We start from the raw sequence: 26,352 nt of genomic DNA, 5'->3' as shown, positions 1-26,352 counted from the left end.
TTCACTTATTTTACTAGGAGGTTCACTCTTGAATAAAGGACATAGACATATACGGATACGGGATATCATTTCTAACAATGACGTTGAAACACAGGACCAGCTTGTACAAAGCTTGAAAGATGCTGGTGTAGATGTGACGCAAGCGACTGTTTCACGCGATATAAAAGAAATGCATCTTATTAAAGTTCCGACGAATAATGGGAATTATAAATATAGCTTACCACCAATCCATTCATACAATACCGAAGAAAAATTGCATAGAGCATTGACGGATGCTTTCGTTAGCATTGATGGTGCTGGACATTTCCTTGTCCTAAAAACATTGCCTGGAAATGCACAAGCGGTAGGTTCACTACTTGATCATCTAAAATGGGACGAAATGTTGGGAACGATTTGCGGAGATGATACTTGCTTAATCATTTGCAGAGATGAAACAAAGTTAGCAGACGTAAAAGAAAAATTGCTTGCGATGCTTTGAAAGTGGTGAGTTGACATGTTAAATGAAATTTCAATTAAAAACTTTGCGATTATTGAACAACTCGATGTTCGATTTGAAAATGGACTTACCGTGTTAACTGGGGAAACCGGAGCAGGTAAATCGATAATTATCGATGCCGTTCAATTAATAGCGGGCGGGCGTGGATCTCAACGCTTTATTCGCCATGGGGCAAATAGAGCTGAGCTTGAAGGTCATTTCAGTATTGATGACCCCAAACATCCCGTGATTCAAACGTTGCAGCAATTCGGCATTGAAGTTGAAGATGGCGTCATTATTTTACGGCGGGATCTGAATAGTAACGGGAAAAATGTTTGCCGGATTAACGGTAATCTTGTGACAATTGCAGTTTTAAGAGAAGTAGGCAATCAAATCATTGACATTCACGGTCAACACGAAAACCAAGAACTAATGCATGAACGCAGACATATTCACCTTTTGGATCAATATGCAGGAAGTAAAATGGAAGAAGCGTATGCTAGTTATCTAGAATTATATAATAAGTATTTAAAATTGAAGAAAAAACTAGAAGCCGCTGATGAAAATGAACAGCAAGTTGCCCAACGGATCGATTTATATTCTTTTCAATTAAAAGAAATTAATGAAGCGCAACTTGAAATTGGGGAAGAAGAAAAACTCGAAGACGAACAAAGAAAACTTCAGAACTTCAATCGTCTTTACGAACGTCTAAATACTGCGTATGAATCAATCAGTGGAGATTCTCGAGCACTTGATTGGGTGGGTTCTGCCATGAGTGATATGGAGGACGCAGCGGAAGTTGATCGGGATTTGACCAACCAATTAGAATCGATATCTACAAGCTTTTACACGTTGCAAGAAGCGGCTCACGATCTTCGAAATCGAATAGACGATTTAGAGTTTGACCCAGCCAGATTGGATATTGTCGAAGAGAGACTTGCTTTACATATTACATTAAAAAGAAAATATGGAAATACAACAGAGGATATTTTAATCTACAGAGATAAAATTGCCGATGAACTTGAAAGTTTGATCAATCGTGACGAGAGATTGCTCGTTGAACAAGAAAAACTAAATCAACTTAAAAAGGATTTAGAAATTGAAGCAGAAGAACTTTCCATTATTCGACGGAATTCAGCCAAGCAATTAGAAGTCGCAATATTGGATCAACTCAAACAACTACACATGGAAAAAGCGTCATTCCAGGTGATGATCAATCGTAAACCAGGATTTGATGTAACCGGTTATGATGATGTTGCGTTTCATATCTCCACAAATGTTGGAGAGCCTTTAAAACCGCTTGTCAAGGTTGCATCAGGTGGTGAATTATCTCGATTAATGCTGGCATTAAAAACAATATTTTCCAAACATCAAGGGATTACTTCTATTATTTTTGATGAAGTCGATACTGGGGTGAGTGGACGCGTCGCACAAGCGATTGCAGAAAAAATTGCAATGGTTGCGAGTCATTCCCAAGTGCTTTGTATTTCTCATTTGCCGCAAGTTGCAGCAATGGCGGATCAGCATTATCTAATAAAAAAACAAGTCAAAAATAAAAGAACGACAACCGAAATTGAAAATGTTCATAATAAAGAACGAACAAATGAATTATCGCGCATGCTTTCAGGAGCGGAAACGACGCCGCTAACGTTAAAACACGCAGAAGAACTCCTAAAACTGGCTGCAGAAAGAAAGAAAAATTTCAGATAATTCCACAGACGTGCATTTCAAATTATGCACGTTTTTTTTTTCTTTATTTACCCTCTCATAAGATTCCGTTGAAGGGACATACCAATAGCACCTATTTATGAGGAGGTGAAATATGGGATGGAGTAAGCAGTTCAAGTTGATTGTAACGTTTTCTGTTGTCTTGCTGTTTTTGCCGATCAATACGGGAACGGCATCCGGGAATGATGAATCACTTATTCCGATGGGTCATTCAATCGGCATAAAAATGGATTTGTCAGGTGTTTATATTACGAATGACGTTTTACTTGGCAAAGACGAATGGTTGAGAGCTGGCGATCTTATTGGACAAGTTGAAGATGTTAAAATTTCAAAACTTAAAATTTTGGAACAAACATTATCATCGATTCGCGACAAGGAAGGTGTTAAAGTACTTGTCTCAAGGAACGGAGAAACATTTCAAGTCAGTTCAGATAGCGAAGCAATAAAACGGCTAATTCCATTCCTAAAAGACAGCACAGAAGGAACAGGTACCTTAACGTATGTGGATCCGAAAAAAGGAACATATGGTGCGCTTGGTCATCAAATTATCGATAGTTCTTTAAAATCTCCACCTTCGTTTATATCGGGTTCAATTCATCTTTCGGAAATTGAACAAATCCGAAAAAGTGTCCCAGGGAATCCGGGATATAAAATTTCGTCAATCGTTAAAGATGAGGAAACACTTGGAACTATAAACAAAAATGGGATTTATGGCATTTTTGGTTTATGGAATGGCTCCCATAATGAAGTCTTATCCGAACCACTTGTTATTATGCATCCTTCCGATGTCAAAGTGGGGGAAGCGGAAATCTATACGACGGTAAAAGGCACAACTGTTGAGTCTTTTTCAATTCGAATCACAAGCGTTGAAAAGGAACAATTCCATTTTGTCTTAACGGATTCAAAATTACTGAAAATCACTGGCGGAATTTTGCAAGGGATGAGTGGAAGTCCTGTAATCCAAGACGGTAAATTTGTTGGTGCTGTCACCCATATGTTCGTCGACGAACCGGAAAAAGGTGCGGCGTTATTTTTGGAAACGATGCGTAAAGGGGAAAAATAATGAAAAAGGTCAACCCTTTGGTGGTTGGCCTTTTTTTCAACATAAATTTTGCGGATGCTGTCGAATTTCGTAGAAAACATCCACCAGAAGTTTCATCTTTACATAAATTAAAGGGGAAAAGTAACTTTTGTCGAAATTCTCCTATTAAGCAATCATAGACTGCTCAAATGTTAAATTGATATCAAGAGGGGGAAATGAGATGGATACTATAAAAGTTGCAATTGTAGATGATAACAAAGAACTTGTAAAAACAATGAAGTCATATTTTGAGAAACACCCAGAAATTGAAATTGTTTGGACAGGGCATAACGGGAAGGTCTGTTTGACAATGCTAGAGGAAATCGTACCCGATGTACTCTTACTAGACATAATTATGCCCCATCTGGATGGCATTGCCGTTTTAGAAACAATCGGTGGTAGTTCGAAATATAAAGATGTCCACATTATTATGCTGACAGCATTTGGACAAGAAGATGTCATGACACAAGCCGCGGATTTAGGCGCATCTTATTTTATGCTTAAACCGTTTGAGTTCGATCGCCTAACCAATCAAATATTTCAAGTGGCGGGCACTAAAAAACCGTCCATTCCAATATCACAACCAGGCGGGGGATCATCACCGGGGACTGTTAGTCAAAAAGTACTTGATACGACAATCACTGGAATTATTAAGGAAATTGGCGTTCCCGCACATATTAAAGGGTATGCATTCCTACGGGAAGCAATCCAGATGGTCTATTCCGACGTAGAACTCCTTGGTTCGGTCACAAAAGTTCTTTATCCGGATATCGCATCAAAATTTAACACAACACCATCCCGTGTGGAACGTGCAATTCGACATGCGATTGAAGTTGCCTGGAATCGCGGGAATTACGAGGTCATTTCAAAAATGTTTGGATACACTGTCCACCATTTGAAAAGTAAACCGACCAATAGTGAATTCATTGCAATGATTGCTGATAAAATTAGGCTTGAACATATGGCGAGCTGATTTTTTGCTAGATTCATATAAAAAGATGGATCATGACAGGTTATTGTCGTGATCCATCTTTTTTTACAAAACGTTCTTGTACACGACCATTTTTACGGTCGCGGCGCAGTAGGAACCCGGCGAAAAATGCCAAACCCGCACTGAACATAATGAGGCCAATTAAAAATTGTACCCAACTTGCTGGAAAAGGGAAGAAAAGAATTCCGTATAATGAATCCCTCATCAGCTTTATTCCACCAGCAGCAAAAACTCCTGGAATTAAAAGAACTATAAAAGCCGCTAAGCGTGCCACTCAAAACATCTCCTTTTGTCTAATATAATTTTACCTGCTGAAGATATATTGTCAAGAAGAGGGCAATCGTGTATGATTAAATTGTAATTGCAAAAGATTGCACGCGCCAAAAAGGAGAATGAATATCCTTGCAAAACGTTCTTATTATCGGGGCGGGAACAGGCGGCTTAATCATTCTGGACCTACTTCAAAATCTAGATTTTATGAATGTGAAAGCAATCATTGACACAGATGAAAGAGCACCAGGGATTAGACGAGCAAAAGAACTTGGCATCTCTTATGGAAATGACTGGAGAGAACATCTCTCGCCAAACATAGATATCGTTTTTGATGTATCTGGAAATGAGGCAGTGTTTGCCGAGCTATTAAAGGCGAGATCCAACCATACCGTATTGATACCCGGTTCAGTAGCAAACCTTCTTGTTCGTTTACTTGAAGAGAATGATACATATACAAAACGGATTCGTGCTGAAGTCCATAAACAAAGAATGGTGTTTGACTCTGTTGAAGAAGGCATGATTGGTATTAATAAGCATGGTAAAGTAGACTTTTTTAATAATAGCGCTGCTCGCATGACAGGTACACCAATTGAAGATGCTATTGGAAAAAAGATTACTGAAGTAATCCCAACGTCACGTTTGACCCATGTCTTTGAATCAGCCAGGTCAGAGTTAAACAAAGAATTAGTGCTGCAAAATGGTCTTAAAATCGTTACTTCCAGATATCCGTTATATGATCATAAAGGAAAAATAGTAGGTGCATTTGCAGTATTTAAAGATATGACTGAAGTATTGACACTTGCCGAGGAAATTACTGGCTTGAAAAAAGTACAAACAATGCTTGAAGCAATTATCCATTCAAGTGATGATGCAATCTCGGTTGTAGATGAACACGGGAATGGAATACTTGTTAATCCTGCCTATACGCGTATTACCGGCCTTACAGCAGATGAAGTAATCGGGAAACCCGCTGCCGTTGATATTAGCGAAGGGGAAAGTATTCATATGAAAGTATTGAAAACCAGACAACCAGTTCGCGGCGTAAATATGCGCGTCGGTGAAAATAACAATGAAGTTATTGTCAACGTCGCACCAATTATTGTAGATCGGCAGGTTCGAGGTAGCGTCGGGGTCATCCATGACATTACCGAGATGAGAAGTTTAATGAATGAGCTTGACCGAGCACGTACAATTATTCGCAAACTAGAATCTACCTATACGTTTGACGATGTATATGGAAGGTCTGCGGATATTGAAATTGCGATTGAACAAGCTAGGCTTGCCGCGCGAAACAGTCTTCCAGTTTTGCTTCGAGGAGAAGCAGGAAGTGGAAAAGAACTATTCGCGCATGCGATTCATAGTGAAAGTGAACAAAAGTTCGGCAAGTTTGTTCGGGTTAATTGTACGAATCATCCTGTGAATTTGGAAGAAGAGTTATTTGGCAAGCATGGGGATACAAACACGAATGAATTTAATGACAGCCTGTTTTTACAATCAAAGAACGGTACTTTATTTCTAGACGAAATCGTAGATATGCCTTTGGAGGTACAAAAGAAAATCCTGGTCTATTTACGCGAAGGAATTATTTATCCAGGTGGCGATGAAGAACCAATACGTTTACCTGTACGCATAATTACGGCTACAACAAAAAATCTGGAAAAAGCGATGCATAATGGATCATTTTTGGAAGACTTATATTACTTATTGAATAGGATTTCCATTCAAATCCCTTCACTTCGTTCAAGAAAAGAAGATATTCCGGTCATTGTCGAAAACATCCTGATTAAGCTAAACCAAGAGTTCGGCATGAATGTAAAGGGAATAACCAACGAGGCACAAAACTTTTTAAAGCGCTTCGACTGGCCTGGTAACGTTCGTGAGCTTGAAAATGTGCTAAGTCGAGCAATGATTTACAGTAATCAGGGAAAAACAATGCTAGAACTTGAAGATGTTACAAAATCTCTTTTTACCGAAAATCATGCTGAGAAAGAATCAGTCCTACCTGAGAAAAGCACGCTTGCTTCAATAATGGATGATTACGAGAAAACGATTCTTGAAACAGCACTTCGTGAAAATGATGGCAATAAATCAGTTACCGCGAACAGATTAGGAATTTCTCTGAGATCACTTTATTACAAGTTAGAAAAATTTAACCTCGTTTAATTGGGAGGAATTTGAATGACAACACTTGCTTCAATTGTCGAAAAAGCAGCAATGCAAAATGACCCCATCGTAGCGGTAGCTTCCGCAGCTGATATGGAAGTGCTTACAGCGGTCTATGAAGCAGTAACTAACGAGATAGCGTCGTTTGTATTATTTGATGATGAAGGAAAAATTCATCATTTACTTTCGCAAAATTTTCAAGAGCTGCTTTCCAATGAAAAAATAAAAATCCATCATACGGAGAATCTGACAGAATCCGCTGTTGAAGCAGTAAAATCAGTTTCGAGTGGGCAGGCTCATGTATTGATGAAAGGAAATATTCCAACGTCAGTACTTTTAAAAGAAGTATTAAATGGTGAATACGGATTAAGAACAGGTAAAATACTGTCTCATGTTGCAGTATTTGAAGTTCCAAACTATGATAGACTTTTATTTGTTACAGATGCTGCGATGAACATAGCTCCCGATCTTGATGCGAAAGCGCAAATCGTCAGGAATGCAGTTTCCACTGCCCATGTATGTGGCGTAGATGAGCCAATCGTCGCGCCACTTGCAGCCGTTGAAACGGTTAACCCTGCGATGGCGCCAACCATTGATGCGGCTTCATTAGTTGTTATGAATCAACGCGGTCAAATTAGCGGTTGTATAATTGATGGTCCTTTGGCACTCGATAATGCAATTTCAATAGAAGCTGCCAGACAAAAAGGAATAGCGGGTTCATCTGCTGGAAAAGCGGACGTCTTGGTCGTTCCAAATATTGAAGCGGGAAATATTTTATATAAGTCACTCGTTTATTTTGCAGAAGCGAAAGTTGGCGCTGTTATCCAAGGAGCCAGTGCACCAATCGTATTAACTTCGAGGTCAGATAGTGCAGAAAGCAAACTTTATTCGCTTGCACTTGCAATCCTTTCTACATCAAAGAACCCATCACGTACCTAACTAAGGAGGAATTTTTAATGGAAATTTTCAACTATATGGAAACTGAAGATTTTGAGCAAGTTGTTTTTTGTCAAGATAAAACATCAGGATTAAAAGCGATTATCGCAATCCACGACACAACACTAGGCCCAGCTCTTGGCGGTACACGTATGTGGACGTATGCAAGTGAAAGCGAAGCAATTGAAGACGCGCTTCGATTAGCACGCGGAATGACTTATAAAAATGCGGCAGCAGGACTCAATCTAGGCGGCGGTAAGACAGTAATTATCGGCGATCCTAAAACAGATAAAAATGATGAAATGTTCCGTGCATTTGGTCGTTTCATAGAAGGGTTGAATGGTCGATATATTACTGCAGAAGATGTCGGAACGACTGAAGCAGATATGGACCTCATTCACTTGGAAACGGATTATGTAACTGGAACATCTTCTGAAGGCGGCTCTTCAGGGAATCCTTCACCAGTAACTGCATACGGCATTTATGTGGGCATGAAAGCAGCAGCAAAAGAGGCTTTCGGCACAGATTCGCTAGAAGGTAAGACAATTGCTGTGCAAGGTGTCGGCAATGTTGCTTACACGCTGTGTGAACATTTACACGAAGAAGGCGCAAAATTGATCGTTACTGACATTAATGAAGAAGCGGTTCAACGTGCGGTAGATGCATTCGGGGCGACAGCTGTCGGCATCGATGAAATTTATTCGCAAGAAGCGGATATTTTCGCTCCATGTGCGCTTGGTGCGGTGATTAATGATGAAACGATTCCACAATTCAAGTGTAAAGTAATTGCTGGTTCTGCGAACAACCAATTAAAAGAAAATCGTCACGGCGACCAAATTCATGAAATGGGCATTGTTTATGCACCGGATTATGTTATCAACTCAGGCGGTGTCATTAATGTAGCAGACGAATTAATCGGCTATAACAGTGAACGTGCACTTAAACGAGTTGAAGGAATTTACGACATTATTGGCGAGATTTTCAAGATTTCTAAAGCAGAACAAATACCGACGTACGTTGCAGCTGACCGCTTGGCTGAACAGCGAATTGCGCGTGTCGCAAAATCGCGCAGTCAATTTTTACAAAAAGAAAAAAGTGTTTTAACAGGTCGATAAAAATCGGCTGATTGATGTGGAAGGAGAAATTAATGTGCATGCAACAAAATACAGAGTTTTAGTAATCAATCCAGGATCTACTTCTACAAAAATCGGGGTTTTCATCGAAGATAAATTACTCATGGAAAGCACTATCCGACATTCGGTAGAAGAGGTTGCACAGTATCCTTCCATCATCGATCAATACAGTTTCCGAAAAGACGCGATTTTGACTGCTTTGGAATCGGAAGGCATCAGCATTTCAAAACTGAACGCGGTTTGTGGGCGTGGTGGATTATTACGCCCCATAGAAGGCGGAACATATGATGTCAACGAGAACATGATTGCTGACTTGAGAAAAGGATATTCTGGTCAACACGCCTCCAATCTGGGTGGGATTTTGGCCAATGAAATTGCGAAAGGTTTGAATATACCAGCGTTCATCGTCGACCCGGTAGTTGTCGATGAACTTGAACCTATTGCTCGAATATCCGGATTTTCTTTAATTAATCGAAAATCAATTTTTCATGCGTTAAATCAAAAAGCGGTTGCTAGAAGGTATGCAAATCAAGTAAATAAGAAGTATACAGATCTCCGTCTTATTGTTACGCATATGGGCGGCGGTATTACTGTGGGCGCTCATGCTGAAGGTAAAGTTATCGACGTTAATAACGGATTGCATGGAGATGGTCCATTTAGTCCTGAAAGAGCTGGAACTGTGCCTGCTGGCGATCTTGTCGATTTATGTTTCTCAGGAAATTATTTCCGGAATGAAGTTATGAAATCGCTCGTCGGTGAAGGTGGCTTGGTCGGATATCTCGGAACGAACGATGCCGTTCTGGTTGAAAAAAGAATTGCAGCTGGTGATGAAAAAGCGAAGCTGATTTATGAAGCAATGGCTTATCAAATCGCCAAAGAAATTGGTGGTGCAGCTGCAGTATTGGAAGGTCGCATCGATGCAATTATTTTGACCGGTGGACTTGCATATGGAAATGAATTTATTGAGTTAATTTCATCTAAAGTCGACTGGATTTCTGATGTAGTCGTATATCCAGGTGAAGATGAATTACAAGCACTCGCTGAAGGCGCTATTCGAGTACTTTCAGGCGAGGAGAAAGCAAAGAACTATCCATCTTAACGGATAGTTTCAGGGAGGTAAATGATTTGGGACGAGAGTATGATGTAGTCATTTTAGGCGGTGGTACGGGCGGTTATGTAGCTGCAATACGGGCTGCACAACTAGGACTGAAAACAGCACTTGTAGAAAAAGAAATGCTCGGCGGAACATGCTTGCACAAAGGGTGTATTCCGAGTAAAGCTTTATTAAAAAGTGCTGAAGTCTATGACCTAGCTAAAAATCAAGCTGCAGAATTTGGTGTGGATACAACTGATGTTTCGCTCGATTTCAGCCGTGTTCAAGAACGTAAAAATAAAATTGTTAGTCAATTGCACCAAGGTGTTACTGGGTTAATGAAAAAAGGGAAGATAGATGTTTTTGAGGGATTAGGCAGAATGCTTGGACCTTCTATATTCTCACCGATGCCAGGAACAATTTCAGTTGAAATGAAAAATGGCGAAGAGAACGAAATGCTTATTCTCAAACATTTAATAATTGCGACAGGTTCAAGACCAAAGTCATTACCAGGATTGGAAATCGATGAGGTTGACGTTTTATCTTCTGATGGGGCTCTTTCGATGGAAACGCTTCCAAAGTCAATCGTTATTGTCGGCGGCGGTGTCATTGGAATTGAATGGGCATCAATGTTGCATGACTTTGGTGTTGAAGTAACTGTGCTTGAATATGCAGATCGAATCATTCCTACAGAAGATGAAGATATATCTAAAGAAATGAAAAAGCTTCTATCGAAAAAAGGAATTACTTTCGTAACAAGTGCGAAAGTATTGCCGGAAACGCTTGTAAAAGAGTCGGGTTCAGTTACAATTTCTGCAGAAGTTTCAGGTGAGACGAAAGAATATTCCGCTGAAAAAATGCTCGTATCGGTTGGACGCCAAGCAAATGTTGAAGGTATCGGAGTAGAAAACACTGAAATTGAAATAGTCAATGGTTTTATACAAACAAGACCTACGTTTCAAACGAAAGAACATCATATCTACGCGATTGGTGATGTGATTGGCGGTCTTCAACTTGCACATGTCGCTTCTCACGAAGGTATTGCCGCAGTTGAACATATTGCAGGCTTAAAAAATGAGCCAATTGATTATAAAATGATTTCACGCTGTATTTATTCGAGCCCAGAAGTTTCAAGTGTAGGGATTACGGAACAACAAGCTAAAGAGCAAGGTTTTAATGTTAGCGTAGGGAAATTTCCGTTCATGGCAATCGGAAAATCGCTCGTTAACGGAAATTCTGATGGCTTCGTGAAAATTATTGCGGACAAAGAAACAGACGATATACTCGGTGTTCATATGATTGGTTCTCATGTAACGGAACTTATCTCGGAAGCAGGATTGGCAATGGTTCTTGACGCAACACCATGGGAAGTAGCAAGTACGATTCATCCACACCCATCACTATCAGAAGTAATGGGCGAAGCAGCATTAGCTGTGGATGGAAAAGCGATACACATGTAAAAGGGGGATTTGTAAAATGGCAAAAAATCGTCATGAAGAACTTGGTTTAACCGATCAGGACGTCTTAAACATTTTTGAAACAATGGTACGAGCGCGTCGAGTCGATGAGCGTATGTGGTTATTAAATCGTGCAGGAAAAATTCCTTTCGTTATTTCATGTCAAGGACAAGAAGCGGCACAAGCTGGCGCGGCATATGCACTTGATAAAGATAAAGATTGGATTGCACCATATTATCGTGATATGGCAGTTGTTTTACATTTTGGTATGACAACTAAAGAGCTAATGTTATCCGCATTCGCAAAAGCTGAAGATCCAAATTCAGGCGGCCGTCAAATGCCAGGTCACTTCGGACAAAGAAAGAACCGAATTTTGACAGGTTCTTCTCCAGTTACGACACAGTTACCACATGCGGTCGGCGTTGCATTAGCCGCGAAAATGAAGCAGGAAGACTTTATCACATTTGTCACATTGGGAGAAGGTTCATCCAACCAAGGTGATTTCCACGAAGGGATGAACTTCGCAGGTGTTCATAAATTACCGACTGTTATTATGGTCGAAAACAATAAATATGCAATTTCTGTTCCGATTGAAAAACAAATTGCTGCTGAAAACGTATCAGACCGGGCAATTGGATATGGCATGCCAGGTTTTACAGTAGATGGGACAGATCCACTTGAAGTTTACCGTGTTGTTAAAGAAGCTGCGGATCGTGCGCGTCGCGGAGATGGGCCTAGCCTAGTTGAAACGGTTTGTTACCGATTAACTTCTCACTCATCTGATGATGACCACCGTCAATATCGTTCAGCCGAAGAACTTGAGATTGAGAAATCGAAAGATCCAAATATTTCGTTTGCGGCTTATTTGAAAGAAGTAGGCGTTTTAACGGATGAAATAGAAAAAGATATGGAAGAGCGTATTATGAAAGAAGTAAACGAAGCGACTGATTATGCAGAGAATGCACCTTATGCAGATCCTGAAACAGCGCTCCTTCATGTGTATGCCGAAGAAGGGGGGAACAAATAATGACGGTTATGTCTTTTATTGATGCAATTACTTTAGCTATGAAAGAAGAAATGGAACGAGATGATCGCGTTTTCGTTGTTGGTGAAGACGTTGGTCTAAAAGGTGGTGTGTTTAAGGCGACGCAAGGCTTATACGATCAGTTTGGTGAAGCGCGTGTGATTGATGCGCCTTTAGCTGAATCTGCAATCGCTGGTGTGGGTATCGGCGCTGCGATGTACGGTTTACGTCCAATAGCGGAAATGCAATTTGCCGATTTTATCATGCCGGCAGTTAACCAAATCGTTTCAGAAGCTGCAAAAATTCGTTACCGTTCCAATAATGATTGGTCATGCCCGATTGTTATCCGTGCACCATTTGGCGGCGGCGTCCACGGGGCGCTTTATCATTCGCAATCTGTTGAAGCAATGTTTGCGAGCACACCGGGTTTGAAAATTGTTATTCCGTCGACGCCTTATGATGCAAAAGGTCTTTTAAAAGCAGCGATTCGCGATGAAGATCCTGTATTGTTTTTCGAACATAAGCGTGCTTATCGTTTAATAAAAGGGCAAGTTCCGGATGATGATTATGTGCTTCCAATTGGGAAAGCGGATGTTAAACGTGAAGGTGATGACATTACGATTATCACCTATGGTCTTTGCGTGCACTTTGCTCTACAAGCTGCAGAACGTTTAGCTGAGGATGGTATCTCAGCACATATTCTTGATTTACGGACGGTCTATCCACTTGATAAAGAAGCGATTATTGAAGCCGCTTCGAAAACTGGAAAAGTCCTTCTCGTAACTGAAGATAATATGGAAGGTAGCATAATGGGGGAAGTCGCAGCGATTATTTCTGAAAACTGTCTATTCGACTTAGATGCTCCTATAAAACGTATCGCGGGTCCAGATGTACCAGCGATGCCATATGCACCTACAATGGAAAGATTCTTTATGATGAATCCAGACAAAGTCGAAAAAGCAGCACGTGATCTTGCTGAGTTTTAAAAGAGATGGAGGTAAATGGATTGGCTATTGAAAATATCTTAATGCCACAACTTGGTGAAAGCGTAACTGAAGGTACCATCGAGAAATGGCTTGTAAAACCTGGCGACACAGTTAATAAATATGATCCGCTTGCTGAAGTGAATACGGACAAAGTAAATGCGGAAGTTCCTTCTTCTTTTAGTGGAACGATTACAGAATTAATCGCCGGGGAAGGTGAAACCCTGGAAGTAGGCGCAATTATTTGTGTGATGGAAACTGAAGAAGCTGGGAATGATAATGCAGAACCACAAGTAGCGGCTTCACCGGCGAAGGATGAGCCAGCAAATGAGATGCCGGCAGAAGGTTCACTTCAACCAACTTCGCCGACTAAGCGAGATAAAAGTGAAAGTGGACGATATTCACCTGCTGTCTTGCGTTTATCACAAGAAAATAATATTGACTTATCTCTAGTTGAAGGCTCAGGACGCGGCGGAAGAATTACGCGTAAAGACTTATTAGCTATTATCGAGAGTGGCGAAATGCCGAAAGCTGCACCAGCTAAAGAAACTGCTGCACCAACGCAAGAACCAACAAAATCCTCACCTGCAGGGCAGCCAAAAACTGAAGTGCCGGTCATGGCTGGCGATATAGAAATCCCAGTGACGGGCGTTCGTCGTGCAATTGCCAATAATATGCTTAAATCTAAGCATGAAGCACCTCATGCATGGATGACTGTAGAAGTAGATGTCACAAATTTAGTTGCCTACCGTGATTCATTGAAAAATGAATTCAAGCAAAAGGAAGGCTTTAACTTAACATACTTTGCATTTTTCGTAAAAGCAGTTTCACAAGCATTGAAGGAGTTCCCGATGATGAACTCGATGTGGGCTGGAGACAAGATTATTCAGAAAAAAGATATCAACATTTCGATTGCAGTCGCAACGGAGGATTCGTTGTTTGTTCCGGTTATTAATCATGCCGATGAAAAAACAATCAAAGGAATCGGGCGCGATATTCAGGAATTGGCTACGAAAGTGCGTACTGGAAAATTGAAATCAGCTGAAATGCAAGGCGGAACTTTTACCGTGAACAATACAGGATCATTTGGTTCTGTACAATCAATGGGAATTATTAATCACCCGCAGGCTGCAATTCTTCAAGTCGAGTCGATTGTCAAGCGCCCAGTCATCATGAACGGCGGTATGATTGCCGCCCGCGATATGGTTAACCTGTGTTTGTCACTCGATCACCGAGTACTTGACGGACTCGTATGCGGACGTTTCCTTGCACGAGTGAAAGAAATTCTTGAGAACGTTTCGGCAGAAAACACATCGATTTACTAATAAATTTAACACCCGGAACCTGAATTATCGGTTCCGGGCTTTTTCAACTTACAATATCCGGTATGCTCATGTAAAATAGAGATAAGTTTAGTAGATTGGGGAGGGAATTGAAAATTTGACTATACATAAAATGAAATCAACGAGTTTTGAAGACGTAGATTACTTAGAATGGAAAGAAGTTGCTGTTAAATCATTAAGGGGAAAGCCTTTTGAAGAACTGATTACGAAAACACCAGAAGGAATCGATTTACAGCCGATATACGTTGAGGAACAATTCCATAATACGAACACGATTGCTACAATTAGAGAAGCAAAACACCAACCGGGTTGGATTGTTGCGCAGCAACCATATGCTACTGATGGGCAATCGTTTATCACGGAGCTTACGCGTTCAATTGAACGCGGCAATGAAGCGATTGTCTATGACGGGGCTCATCAACTTGAATGGGATGAAAAGTCTTTGGAGAATTTGGCCAAACTTATTACTTCCTATCCGATATTCATTACAAATACGAATCAGAATGATCAACTACTTAAAGTCTTCGATCTTGTAGCGATGGAAGACCGAAGCAAGGCTCGGGGAGCAGTTGAAATTAGCGGTGGGATTTTACCAGAAGGTTATTCAAACGTTAGGACAATTTCAGCTGATATACGCATTGCGCATTTAAACGGGGCGGACGCTGTCACGGAGTTGGCGCTTGCAATTGCCGAGGGTGCTGAGAAGGCGGTTCATTATCAAACATTTCGTGAATTTAACGACCAATTCTTTGTTCGTTTTGCGGTTGATACGCACTTCTTTATGGAAATTGCTAAAATCCGTGCTTTTCGAGTTTTATGGAATGCGCTTGGAAAATCTTTTGGAGAGACGAAGGTCGCTCATATTCCAATCTTGACCGAAACATCGCTTCGAACGTATTCGAAATTAGACCCTTACGTCAATTTATTGCGTGCAGGGAATGAGGCATTTTCAGCTGTTCTCGGCGGGGCCGATGTGATTACTGTTCATCCACATGACGTGTTGACAGGCGTAACGCCGGCCTCGGTTCGTTACGCACGCAATGTCCAACTTGTGATTAAAAATGAAACACTTGTAGATAAAGTGCTAGATCCTTCAGGCGGTTCCTATTTTATCGACACTTTGACGGACGAACTTGTAGAAAAAGCATGGGATCTGTTTGTTGAAATTGATGCAACTGGAGGTTACCAAGCGTACGTAAATAGCGGGGAACTTGACCAACGTTTGAAAGCAGGCAGAATAGCCAGGGCAGAAGAAGTCGCAAATGGGGAAAAGTCATTAATCGGCACAAATATTTATGCGGATTTAGCTACTTCCAACTTGAATGTAGACGATGGAATAGAGGCAGAAGGACGGCTGGCAGAACCTTTTGAATTGATACGATCCTATTTTCAAGAAGAACAACCGAAAACAGTGATAGTACCATTTGGAGAATTAAAAGACATTAAACCGAGAGCGGATTTTGTGAGTGGATTTTTAGCCACTGGCGGCATTCATTCAGCGTGGAGTCCGCGATTTAAAAATGCGCAGGAAGCAATTGAATGGATTAAGAATGAAAAACTCGATTATATAGTCGTCTGTGCAAAACCAGAGCTAACTAAAGAAGTCATGACAGATTTACTACAAGGGCTCCCTGATGGAATTTTAATCGATGTTGCCGGAAAATATGAAGCAGAAGTCAGTGGGAAATGGCTTGTGAACGGGCTTACTGGATTTATTTTCAGCGGGCAAGATAAAATCGCGAAACTGACAGAGATTAAAAATAGTTGGAAAGGAGACCCGAACGATGAAAAAGCCTAATTTTAGCGAAGTAAATCCATTACAGGATGCTGAAACTTTAAACGAAGCAGCTCTTTTATCAGCAAATCCATTTCTAACGAATGAAGGAATCGACATTAAAACGGTGTATTCAAAAGAAGATGTTGAAAGCGTTTCCCATTTGAATGATTACCCAGGAATTGTACCGAACACGCGTGGTCCGTATCCGACGATGTATGTATCGAGACCTTGGACTGTTCGTCAATATGCAGGCTTTTCAACAGCAGAAGAAAGTAACGCATTTTATAGACGAAACCTCGCGATGGGACAAAAAGGGTTATCCGTTGCGTTCGACTTAGCAACGCACCGCGGTTATGATTCAGACCATCCACGCGTAACAGGCGATGTTGGTAAAGCTGGTGTTGCGATTGACTCGGTAGAAGACATGAAAATCTTATTCGATGGTATTCCGCTTGATGAAATGTCCGTTTCAATGACGATGAACGGCGCAGTTTTGCCAGTGATGGCGTTTTATATCGTAGCGGCAGAAGAACAAGGTGTTACACCAGATAAACTTGCTGGAACTATCCAAAATGATATTTTAAAAGAATATATGGTTCGAAATACATATATTTTCCCGCCGGAAATGTCGATGAAAATCATCGCGGATATTTTTGAATTCACGTCCAAGAAGATGCCGAAATTCAACTCGATTTCAATTTCGGGCTATCATATGCAAGAAGCGGGGGCCACTGCAGATATTGAATTGGCTTATACGCTTGCTGACGGACTTGAATACGTTCGTACAGGGTTAAAAGCTGGCATCGATATCGATTCATTCGCACCGAGGTTATCGTTCTTCTGGGCAATTGGTAAAAACTACTTCATGGAAATCGCGAAAATGCGCGCTGCGCGGAAAATGTGGGCACAGATGATTCAATCATTTGAACCAGGAAATCCGAAATCGTTGGCACTGCGTACACACTCGCAAACATCTGGTTGGAGTTTAACTGAGCAAGATCCGTTTAACAACGTCACGCGTACGCTTATTGAAGCGAATGCTGCAGCAATGGGGCATACTCAGTCACTTCATACAAATGCATTGGATGAGGCAATTGCGCTTCCGACTGATTTTTCAGCACGAATTGCCAGAAACACACAACTGTTTTTACAAGAAGAAACCTTGATGACAAAAATCGCCGATCCATGGGGTGGTTCATATTATGTTGAAAAATTGACGGATGAACTGATGGAGAAAGCGTGGGAACTTATTGAAGAAATCGAAGAATTAGGCGGCATGGCGAAAGCGATTGAAACAGGTCTTCCAAAAATGAAAATCGAAGAAGCCGCAGCTAAACGTCAAGCGCAAATTGATTCTAAAGCTGAGTCGATTATTGGCGTCAATAAATACCAACTTGACGTTGAAGAACCGATTGACATATTGGATATTGATAATACAGTCGTCAGGCAAAAACAAATTGATCGGATCAATCTAATGAAAGCGAACCGTGATGAAGTCGAAGTTAAACGCACACTCGAAGTGTTAGAGGAGACTGCTCGAACGGGTGAAGGAAATCTTCTTGCAAATGCTGTAGATGCGGCCCGTGCACGCGCAACGATTGGCGAAATTTCAGATGCAATTGAATCTGTATCTGGTAGACATAAGGCGGTGATTCGTTCCGTGAGTGGCGTATACAGTTCGAATTTTTCAAACCAGGATGAGATTGATGAAGTGAAACAGATGGCAGAAGATTTCATGGAAAATGAAGGACGCAGACCGAGAATTTTGATTGGGAAAATGGGCCAAGACGGTCATGACCGTGGGGCTAAAGTGATTGCTTCTTCTTTCGCGGACTTAGGTTTTGACGTAGATATCGGTCCGTTGTTCCAAACACCTGAAGAAACTGCACTGCAAGCGGCAGAAAACGATGTTCATGTTATCGGCGTTAGCTCACTTGCAGCAGGCCATAAGACGCTTGTTCCAGAATTAAGAAATGAGCTCGTGAAAATTGGACGTGAAGATATATTGATCGTTGTCGGAGGTGTCATTCCAGCACAGGACTATGAATTTCTTCGTGAGAAAGGTGCTTCTGCTATATTCGGTCCCGGAACAGTCATACCCGTCGCGGCTCAAAAAGTAATCGAGGAGATTTACCGTAGGCTTGGGTACGAGGAAGTGATGGAGTAATGAATCGTAAAGATGAAATTCGTGATGAAAGTGCGATGAACGTCATGGACGGTATTAATTCCACTCATGATGGGATGACAGCTCTACCTCGTAAACGTTTTGTTAAAAAGGAACGAGCGATTTCGATTTCAAATTTAACGACAAATATTACGAACGGGTCGCGTCTCGATCTAGCAAAAGGGATTACGCTTATAGAAAGCATTACACCGTCTGATAAAAAAGCGGGACAAGAACTTCTTCTCAATGTGCTGCCTAAAACCGGGAAAAGTATCCGTATCGGAATTACGGGGGTTCCCGGAGCAGGAAAAAGTACGTTTATCGAAAGCTTCGGGCTGATGCTGGCACAATCTGGCCATAAAGTAGCCGTCCTTGCAATCGACCCGAGTTCTTCGCTTACGGGAGGCAGTATTTTGGGGGATAAAACCCGGATGGAAGCGTTAGCGAAACACCCTAATGCTTTCATCAGGCCTTCCCCGACTGCAGGCACGCTTGGCGGCGTCCATAAAAAATCGCGTGAAACGATGTTATTATGCGAAGCGGCCGGATATGACATTATTTTAATCGAAACGGTCGGTGTCGGTCAAAGTGAAACCGTCGTTCGAGGTATGGTGGACTTCTTCATGTTGCTCGTCTTAACCGGTGCCGGGGATGAATTGCAAGGAATGAAAAAAGGCATTATGGAGCTAGCAGATATGATTGTCGTCCATAAAGCAGATGGCGATAATTTGAAACTCGCCAATAAAACAGTGAGAGAATACAAGCAACTGCTTCATTTCTTACAACCGGCTTCACTGGGCTGGACTTCCACAGCACTGCCAGTATCTTCGCTTGCTAAAACTGGTCTAGAAGATGTTTGGGAGAAAATATTATCTTTTAAAGAAAAGATGGAGGATAACCATTCTTGGAACACGCGTAGAAATTCACAGACGAAAGATTGGTTCCATTCTATGATTAATGACCGCCTTATAGATTCCTTTTTTGCCGAATCTGGGAGGAAAGATGAAGTTGCCCGATTAGAAAACGAGCTTCTTCAAGGTAATCTTACAGTAGCAAATGCGGTTGATCGATTGTTTCGAGAAGAGAGAAAGTAGACGCTGGAATTGTTGCCCAAAGGAATGATTTCACCGAATCTCCAGCCCTAATATAGGTCTTGAGATTCGGTGCCTTGCAATTAAGCCTACATTAACTTGGAAATGAACTTCGTTGCTATACCGAAGTAAATTAACAATGATAAAATATCATTTATTGTTGTAATGAGTGGACCTGAAGCGATAGCTGGATCCATCTTAAATTTATGCAAAATAAGTGGAATAATTGTACCGGCAACGGTTCCGATGATAAGTGTCGCAAGTAGTGATACACCTACTATAAGACCAAGTACGAAACTGCCTTGCCAAAAATAAGCGATAATCGCGATTACAACGGCACAGACAATGCCGATTACAACCCCGACAATTAATTCGCGAAAAATTAGTCTAAGTGTGGCTTTCATGTTAAGTTTTTCTGAAACAAGCCCACGGACAACAACAGCTAGTGACTGGGTACCTGTATTTCCAGTCATCCCTGCAATCATTGGCATGAAAAATGCGAGCGCAACGACAGCTTCAAGTGTTGCTTCAAAGCCTTCTATAATACTGCCAGATAGAAGTCCAATAAATAAAAGAATGATTAACCATGGTAATCGGCGATAAGCAGCGGTAAATGGATTTGTATGAAAATCTATTTCTTTACCAGATGCAAAAAGCTTTTCAATATCTTCATCAGCTTCTTGCCAAACAACGTCTAAAATATCTTCGACATGAATAACACCGATTAGTTGCTTAGCATTATTGACGACTGGAATCGTGACCAAGTCTTCATCCCGGAAAATTTTCGCGGCATCTTCTTGATCTAAATCCGTTGGTAGCGAAATAATGTCTTTTTTCATGATGCTAGTAATCGATTCCTCGCTAGCTGCACCAAGCAATTCTCGAATTGATAGGACACCAGTTAGCTGGTTATCCTCACTAACGATATATAAATAGTGAATATTTGTTTTACCTTGTACATTTTGTCGTAGATGCATAATTGCTTGATCTACAGTATAAGTTTCCAGAAGGGCGATATACCCTTTTTTCATTAGTGTTCCGGTCGTTTCATGTTTGAAAATATGATGATTATTGTTGCCCATTTGAGGACCTCCCCATTTTGTCCACTTGGTGTGCGGATGTGGACTTTTTTAGTAGATTACGTACGCCAATTAACCTTAACCAATCAGGGGGCTCCAGCTTTATCGATTTGCACATCCCCATCACCACCTTTTATAAAAAATTAAAAACACCCCTCTACAAAGAAGGGTGCTCAGCATAAAATATATGTCAAAATAAACCTCCTTTGTAGAGCTTTAGCACTGTATGGCATAGGATAAAAAACATCCAGCTACATTAAAAACCACCTTAAGTCGATGGTTTCTGTTGACCCATTGGAGTCTTTCGACATTTCTGGGCAGCAGCATATCTCCATATAGTAGCCTCACCTAACGAGGGTACAAACATTTAGTTTTTAACTACAATCTCATATAATACGTTTCATTTTGTCGGTTGTCAAACTTCCTTTGAAAATATGATTGCAAGTCCTTTGCATGTCCATAATGCTCCTGTTATGATTACATTGAAGAAAGAAAGGATTGATATGAATGACTATGGATTTTAATCTTTTAATGAATGAAACAGTAACTCGCGCGCGCTCTGAAATGGATGCAATCGGATATGAACAATTAACAACACCTGAACAAGTGGAAAATGCTATGAAACGTCCAGGCACGACGCTTGTCATGGTTAACTCGGTATGCGGTTGCGCAGGCGGAATTGCACGTCCTGCAGCACAACATGCAGTCCACTATGATAAGCGTCCTGATCATCTCGTAACTGTTTTTGCTGGACAAGATAAAGAAGCTACAGCACAGGCGAGAATGCATTTTGGTGAAGATCACTTGCCATCATCTCCATCGTTTGCATTATTGAAAGATGGGAAAATGGTTGCAGAGGTTGGCCGTTACGAAATTGAAGGGCATGACCCGATGTCAGTCGTCGCAAACTTGCAGAGCCAATTCGAAGCGCATTGCGAAGAAGTATAAGGTAATTTAAAAAACTGTTCGGACACATTTGATTGTGTGCGAACAGTTTTTTTGTGCATCTAGCAAATTACATCATGCTTAGACCCATTCCAAGTCCTGAAAGTAACATGGCAGCAATCATAATATAAAGAATCCATTTGCGTACGTTTTTATTGGCCATTTTTTTAATCTCCTTAAAATAGTACTGACTTCTATTTTAACAGAAATTGCGGATTTCACAACAGGTAGCGGATTGTTGTTGAAAAATGTACAATAGAAGGAGGGAGGGGTTTTGTTTGGTGAAAAATGTTGATCATATCGGAATTGCTGTAAAGAATATCGAAGATTCACTTGATTACTACATACATACACTTGGCCTAACGCTTTTAGAAATCGAAGAAGTAGAGAGTCAGAAGGTTCGCGTGGCATTCATTGATGCTGGGAACATTAAACTGGAATTGCTAGAACCAATGAACGAAGGTGGCGCAGTCGCAAAGTTTATTGAAAAAAGAGGCGAAGGTATTCATCATATCGCATTTGGAGTTACAGACATCAGGTCAAGAATGGTTGAGCTTGAAGAGAAAGGCGTCCAATTATTATCGGATAGCCCGAAACCAGGTGCAGGTGGGGCTGAGGTTGCGTTTATGCATCCGAAATCTTCTTTCGGTGTCTTATATGAACTGTGTGAAAAAAGGGATAAAGGGGAATAATTGAATGGACATATACGATAAAATCAATGAACTTTATGATAAGCGCAGAGCAATTGAACTTGGTGGCGGCGATGAACGCATTGAGAAGCAACATGAAAAAGGGAAGTTAACTGCACGTGAACGTATCGATCTTCTGCTCGATAAAGACACATTTGTTGAATTAAATCCGTTCGTCACGCACCGAACACGTGATTTTGGTATGGATATGCAAGCAGGTCCCGGAGATGGTGTCGTGACAGGATACGGAAAAATTGATGGTAGACCTATTTATTTATTCTCCCAAGATTTCACGGTTTTTGGCGGAGCACTTGGGGAAATGCACGCTATGAAAATCGCAAATGTCATGGATTTAGCTGCGAAAAATGGTGCCCCATTTATTGGTTTAAATGATTCGGGTGGCGCAAGAATTCAAGAAGGCGTTGTTTCTTTAGATGGTTACGGGGAAATCTTTTATCGAAACGCGATTTATTCTGGCTTGATTCCGCAAATTTCGGTCATTCTAGGTCCATGTGCAGGTGGCGCTGTTTATTCGCCCGCAATTACGGATTTTGTGTTTATGACAGACAAAACAAGTCAAATGTTTATCACTGGACCGAAAGTGATTGAAACAGTTACGGGTGAAACGATATCATCAGAAGCGCTCGGCGGATCCAAAGTACATAACGCAATTAGTGGGAATGCACATTTCCGCGGAAAAGATGAAAAGACTGTTTTACAAGATGTACGTAGACTTTTGTCTTATTTACCGCAAAATAATGAAGAAAAGCCTACGATTGCGGATTATGCAGACAGCGATGATTATCGTCCAGATCTTGCGGATATCGTTCCATACGAAGGCATACGCCCTTATGATATTCGACGAGTGATTGAACAAGTCGTTGATACGGATTCATTTATGGAAGTTCAACCCGAATTTGCTCGGAATATAGTTGTCGGACTTTCTCGCATTAAGGGTGAAACGGTAGGACTCGTTTGCAATCAGCCACGTGTCATGGCCGGCGGACTTGATATCGATTCATCTGACAAAGCAGCCCGTTTTATTCGCTTTTGCGATGCATTCAACATTCCAATCATTACATTTGAAGATGTAAGCGGATTTTTCCCAGGTGTTAAGCAAGAGCACGGCGGCATTATTCGTCACGGAGCCAAAATCTTGTATGCGTATTCAGAAGCTACGGTTCCAAAAATGACTGTCATATTGCGAAAAGCTTTTGGTGGGGCATACGTTGCATTGAATTCTAAATCAATCGGTGCTGACGTTGTATATGCATGGCCGAATGCAGAAATTGCTGTTATGGGACCTGAAGGCGCGGCAAATATAATTTTCTCACGTGATATTGCAAAATCGGATAACCCGGAAAAAATGCGTGCAGAAAAAATTGAAGAATATCGTGAAAAATTTGCCAATCCATATGTCGCAGCTTCTCATGGTATGGTTGACGACGTTATCGATCCCAGGGAAACGCGCATCAAGCTAATTCAAGCATTAGATATGATGCGGAATAAAAAAGAATCAAGACCTAAAAAGAAACATGGTAATATACCGCTATAAGGAGATGGAATGAATTGAATAAAGAAAGACTATTAGATGAATTTTTTGAGCTCGTGCAAATCGACTCTGAAACAAAAGATGAACGTGCAATCGCAGATGTATTAAAAGTGAAAATGGAAGAACTCGGGTTTACAGTTATTGAAGACGATTCTGCCCAAAGAAGCGGACACGGTGCGGGAAATCTAATTGCTTCGATTAAAGGTACTGTATCTAATGCAGATTCGATTTACTTTACATGTCATATGGATACTGTAGTCCCAGGTCTTGGTATCAAACCTGAACTGCGTGAAGACGGTTATGTCTATTCGGACGGCACGACAATTCTTGGTGCAGATGATAAAGCAGGCATCGCGGCGTTATTTGAAATGATGCGTACCGTAAAAGAAAATAATATTTCACATGGCGATATTCAATTTGTCATTACTGCAGGTGAAGAAAGTGGACTTGTTGGCGCGAAAGAAATGGATGCTTCACTAATCACATCGAAATACGGATATGCAGTAGATAGTGATGGAAAAGTAGGCGGCATCGTTACTTCAGCACCGTATCAGGCCAAACTATGGACGACGATTAACGGAAAAACAGCGCATGCGGGGGTCGCACCTGAAAAAGGGGTTTCGGCAATCAACATTGCAGCAAAGTCAATTTCGGCAATGACGCTTGGACGTATTGATGAAGAAACGACAGCAAATATAGGGAGTTTCCACGGAGGACGCGCGACAAATATCGTCTGCGATGAAGTGACAATCGTAGCAGAAGCACGTTCGATTAATCCGGAAAAACTAAAAAAACAAACAGATCATATGGTTTCAACGTTTGAACGAATAGCAGAACAAATGGGTGGTCAAGCTAAAACTGAAGTTCAACAGATGTATCCAGGATTCAGCTTCGATGAAAATGCTGAAGTTGTTCAAACCGCAGTTCAAGCTATTAACAATATCGGTAGAACGCCGGAACTGTTAACGAGTGGCGGCGGAAGTGACGGCAACGTCTTTAACGGCGCAGGGATTCCAACTGTGACATTATCGGTTGGTTATGAAGAAATTCATACGAAAAATGAACGGATGCCAGTTGAAGAGTTAAATAAACTGACTGAATTACTTATAGAAATTGTTAAAGTAACAGCGTCAAAATAATTTAGTAAATAACTAATAGATGGGGGGGAGTCATGTGGCGACTGTCGGTGAAACACGGGCAAGGGTCATCCTGCATCTTGATATGAATAGTTTCTTTGCTTCAGTTGAACAAGCGCATGACCCCTCTCTAAAAGGGATTCCAATGGCGGTTGCGGGAAATCCGAAACACCGCCGCGGGATTCTTGTGACTTGTTCTTATGAAGCGAGAGCGCTTGGCATTTATACAACGATGACCGTTGGGGAAGCAAGACGAATTTGTCCCGACTTGGTGATTGTCCCGCCTGATTTCGAAAAATATAGAATCGCATCGAAAGCCGTGTTCGATCTATTACGAACTTATACAGACCTTGTAGAACCGGTTTCTATTGATGAAGCTTATATTGATATTACTGATATCGGAGGACTTACCGATGCCATTTCGATTACAGAAGGGATGCAACAACGAATCCTGCAAGAACTAGATTTGCCTTGTTCTATTGGAATAGCACCGAATAAATTCCTCGCAAAAACTGCATCTGATATGAAAAAGCCCATGGGTATAACCATTTTGCGAAAACGTGAAATCGAAACGATGCTTTGGCCTCTTCCAGTCATTGAAATGCATGGAATTGGTAAAAGTACTGAAAAGAAAATGAACGAACACGGAATCTATACAATCGGAGATTTAGCAAAAGCTGATGAAAAAATGGTGAGATTATCACTTGGGAAAAATGGAGAACGACTAAGAGAACGAGCAAATGGCATTGATTACCGACCTGTAGACCCAGAGGCGGCAGAAGAACGAAAAAGTGTAGGGAGTTCAACGACATTACCGATTGATGAAACTGAACTAGATGAATGCTTAAAAACGTTCAAATGGTTAGCCAATAAAGTCGCACTTCGGTTGGATCGTGAACAGCTAGCAGGTACTGTTATTATGATTCAAATCCGCACTGCCGACTGGAAAAACCAGACAAGAAGCAGAACGGTGCTCAACCCTTTATATAAAGAAGATGAAATTTATAATGAAGCCATCGAATTATTCAAATTGTACTGGGACCGAGAACCAATACGCCTATTAGGCATAACGGTATCAAACGTTATCCCGATGAATGAAATATACGAGCAATTATCGATTTATAACTTTGAAAAACATGCGGAGGCAGAACAACTTGATAGCCTCGTGAAAAAAATAGAACAAAAATTTGGACCTGGCTCCATTAAAAAAGGGTACTCCTAACATTACGTAGAAAGGCG

23 protein-coding genes and 1 riboswitch are annotated in these 26,352 nt (G+C 41.1%); of the genes, 20 read left to right on the top strand and 3 right to left on the bottom strand.

The annotated features are described in order from the left end of the window. The first annotated feature begins 28 nt into the window (after positions 1-28). The 4 genes from ahrC (at position 29) to spo0A (ending at position 4,257) form a co-directional block, all read left to right on the top strand. Entirely contained in the window at positions 29-478 is a 450-nt protein-coding gene (ahrC, locus tag J4G36_RS04975) for a transcriptional regulator AhrC/ArgR (protein WP_210468955.1), read from the top strand. 15 nt (positions 479-493) lie between these two features. Further along, a complete protein-coding gene (recN, locus tag J4G36_RS04970; protein ID WP_210468954.1) occupies positions 494-2,185 on the top strand; it encodes a DNA repair protein RecN in 1,692 nt (563 codons plus the stop codon). A gap of 112 nt (positions 2,186-2,297) precedes the next feature. Further along, positions 2,298-3,266, top strand: coding sequence for a SpoIVB peptidase S55 domain-containing protein (locus J4G36_RS04965; protein ID WP_210468953.1), 969 nt, complete (start codon positions 2,298-2,300; stop codon positions 3,264-3,266). Positions 3,267-3,465: 199 nt separating this feature from the next. Beyond that, complete coding sequence (spo0A, locus tag J4G36_RS04960) at positions 3,466-4,257, top strand: sporulation transcription factor Spo0A (protein WP_210468952.1); 792 nt, start codon at positions 3,466-3,468, stop codon at positions 4,255-4,257. Positions 4,258-4,297: 40 nt separating this feature from the next. Here the strand turns inward: spo0A and J4G36_RS04955 are convergent, their stop codons facing one another. Further along, positions 4,298-4,549, bottom strand: coding sequence for a DUF2627 domain-containing protein (locus J4G36_RS04955; RefSeq protein WP_210468951.1), 252 nt, complete (start codon positions 4,547-4,549; stop codon positions 4,298-4,300). 128 nt (positions 4,550-4,677) lie between these two features. On the opposite strand from J4G36_RS04955, the gene J4G36_RS04950 reads away from it, so the two are divergent. From J4G36_RS04950 to meaB, 11 genes are all read left to right on the top strand, one after another. Further along, the gene (locus J4G36_RS04950) at positions 4,678-6,711 is read left to right on the top strand and encodes a sigma 54-interacting transcriptional regulator (protein ID WP_210468950.1); all 2,034 of its coding nucleotides are present in this window, start codon (positions 4,678-4,680) and stop codon (positions 6,709-6,711) included. A 15-nt stretch (positions 6,712-6,726) separates the two neighbouring features. Further along, a complete protein-coding gene (gene yqiS, locus J4G36_RS04945; RefSeq protein ID WP_210468949.1) occupies positions 6,727-7,650 on the top strand; it encodes a phosphate butyryltransferase in 924 nt (307 codons plus the stop codon). 17 nt (positions 7,651-7,667) lie between these two features. Continuing rightward, entirely contained in the window at positions 7,668-8,762 is a 1,095-nt protein-coding gene (locus J4G36_RS04940) for a Leu/Phe/Val dehydrogenase (protein ID WP_210468948.1), read from the top strand. 34 nt (positions 8,763-8,796) lie between these two features. Further along, the gene (gene buk, locus J4G36_RS04935; RefSeq protein ID WP_210468947.1) at positions 8,797-9,879 is read left to right on the top strand and encodes a butyrate kinase; all 1,083 of its coding nucleotides are present in this window, start codon (positions 8,797-8,799) and stop codon (positions 9,877-9,879) included. A gap of 26 nt (positions 9,880-9,905) precedes the next feature. After that, the gene (gene lpdA, locus J4G36_RS04930; RefSeq protein WP_210468946.1) at positions 9,906-11,333 is read left to right on the top strand and encodes a dihydrolipoyl dehydrogenase; all 1,428 of its coding nucleotides are present in this window, start codon (positions 9,906-9,908) and stop codon (positions 11,331-11,333) included. A 16-nt stretch (positions 11,334-11,349) separates the two neighbouring features. Beyond that, complete coding sequence (locus J4G36_RS04925; protein WP_210468945.1) at positions 11,350-12,357, top strand: thiamine pyrophosphate-dependent dehydrogenase E1 component subunit alpha; 1,008 nt, start codon at positions 11,350-11,352, stop codon at positions 12,355-12,357. Continuing rightward, positions 12,357-13,340 carry an alpha-ketoacid dehydrogenase subunit beta gene (locus J4G36_RS04920; protein WP_210468944.1) on the top strand — a complete coding sequence of 328 codons (984 nt, stop codon included), beginning with the start codon at positions 12,357-12,359 and terminating at the stop codon, positions 13,338-13,340. Before J4G36_RS04925 ends, J4G36_RS04920 begins: the two co-directional genes overlap by 1 nt. Before the next feature lie 20 nt (positions 13,341-13,360). Then, on the top strand, positions 13,361-14,662 hold the full coding sequence (locus tag J4G36_RS04915; RefSeq protein WP_210468943.1) for a dihydrolipoamide acetyltransferase family protein: 1,302 nt from the start codon (positions 13,361-13,363) through the stop codon (positions 14,660-14,662). Between the two features lie 115 nt (positions 14,663-14,777). Beyond that, on the top strand, positions 14,778-16,478 hold the full coding sequence (locus J4G36_RS04910; protein ID WP_210468942.1) for a methylmalonyl-CoA mutase family protein: 1,701 nt from the start codon (positions 14,778-14,780) through the stop codon (positions 16,476-16,478). Then, positions 16,465-18,624: a methylmalonyl-CoA mutase gene (gene scpA / locus J4G36_RS04905; RefSeq protein ID WP_210468941.1), complete on the top strand. Its 2,160-nt coding sequence runs from the start codon at positions 16,465-16,467 to the stop codon at positions 18,622-18,624. Before J4G36_RS04910 ends, scpA begins: the two co-directional genes overlap by 14 nt. Then, complete coding sequence (gene meaB, locus J4G36_RS04900; protein WP_246880406.1) at positions 18,624-19,715, top strand: methylmalonyl Co-A mutase-associated GTPase MeaB; 1,092 nt, start codon at positions 18,624-18,626, stop codon at positions 19,713-19,715. Before scpA ends, meaB begins: the two co-directional genes overlap by 1 nt. A gap of 86 nt (positions 19,716-19,801) precedes the next feature. On the opposite strand, the gene mgtE is transcribed toward meaB, so the two are convergent. After that, positions 19,802-20,794 carry a magnesium transporter gene (mgtE, locus tag J4G36_RS04895; protein WP_210468940.1) on the bottom strand — a complete coding sequence of 331 codons (993 nt, stop codon included), beginning with the start codon at positions 20,792-20,794 and terminating at the stop codon, positions 19,802-19,804. 191 nt (positions 20,795-20,985) lie between these two features. Further along, a riboswitch (M-box (ykoK) riboswitch) is annotated at positions 20,986-21,154 on the bottom strand. 144 nt (positions 21,155-21,298) lie between these two features. On the opposite strand from mgtE, the gene J4G36_RS04890 reads away from it, so the two are divergent. After that, on the top strand, positions 21,299-21,739 hold the full coding sequence (locus J4G36_RS04890; RefSeq protein WP_210468939.1) for a BrxA/BrxB family bacilliredoxin: 441 nt from the start codon (positions 21,299-21,301) through the stop codon (positions 21,737-21,739). 67 nt (positions 21,740-21,806) lie between these two features. Here J4G36_RS04890 and prli42 read toward each other — a convergent pair whose 3' ends face one another. Continuing rightward, positions 21,807-21,899, bottom strand: coding sequence for a stressosome-associated protein Prli42 (gene prli42, locus J4G36_RS04885; protein ID WP_210468938.1), 93 nt, complete (start codon positions 21,897-21,899; stop codon positions 21,807-21,809). A 118-nt stretch (positions 21,900-22,017) separates the two neighbouring features. On the opposite strand from prli42, the gene mce reads away from it, so the two are divergent. From mce to J4G36_RS04865, 4 genes are read left to right on the top strand one after another with little or no spacing between them, the layout of a single operon-like run. After that, on the top strand, positions 22,018-22,428 hold the full coding sequence (gene mce / locus J4G36_RS04880) for a methylmalonyl-CoA epimerase (protein ID WP_210470426.1): 411 nt from the start codon (positions 22,018-22,020) through the stop codon (positions 22,426-22,428). A gap of 4 nt (positions 22,429-22,432) precedes the next feature. Further along, the gene (locus tag J4G36_RS04875; RefSeq protein WP_210468937.1) at positions 22,433-23,980 is read left to right on the top strand and encodes an acyl-CoA carboxylase subunit beta; all 1,548 of its coding nucleotides are present in this window, start codon (positions 22,433-22,435) and stop codon (positions 23,978-23,980) included. 14 nt (positions 23,981-23,994) lie between these two features. After that, on the top strand, positions 23,995-25,116 hold the full coding sequence (locus tag J4G36_RS04870) for a M20/M25/M40 family metallo-hydrolase (RefSeq protein ID WP_210468936.1): 1,122 nt from the start codon (positions 23,995-23,997) through the stop codon (positions 25,114-25,116). Between the two features lie 34 nt (positions 25,117-25,150). Then, entirely contained in the window at positions 25,151-26,335 is a 1,185-nt protein-coding gene (locus tag J4G36_RS04865; protein WP_368668724.1) for a DNA polymerase IV, read from the top strand. Positions 26,336-26,352 lie beyond the last annotated feature (17 nt).

Source organism: Sporosarcina sp. 6E9, from assembly GCF_017921835.1.
Taxonomy (GTDB): domain Bacteria; phylum Bacillota; class Bacilli; order Bacillales_A; family Planococcaceae; genus Sporosarcina.
The sequence above is the reverse complement of the archived record's forward strand: the minus strand, read 5'-3'. Positions and strand labels throughout refer to the sequence as shown.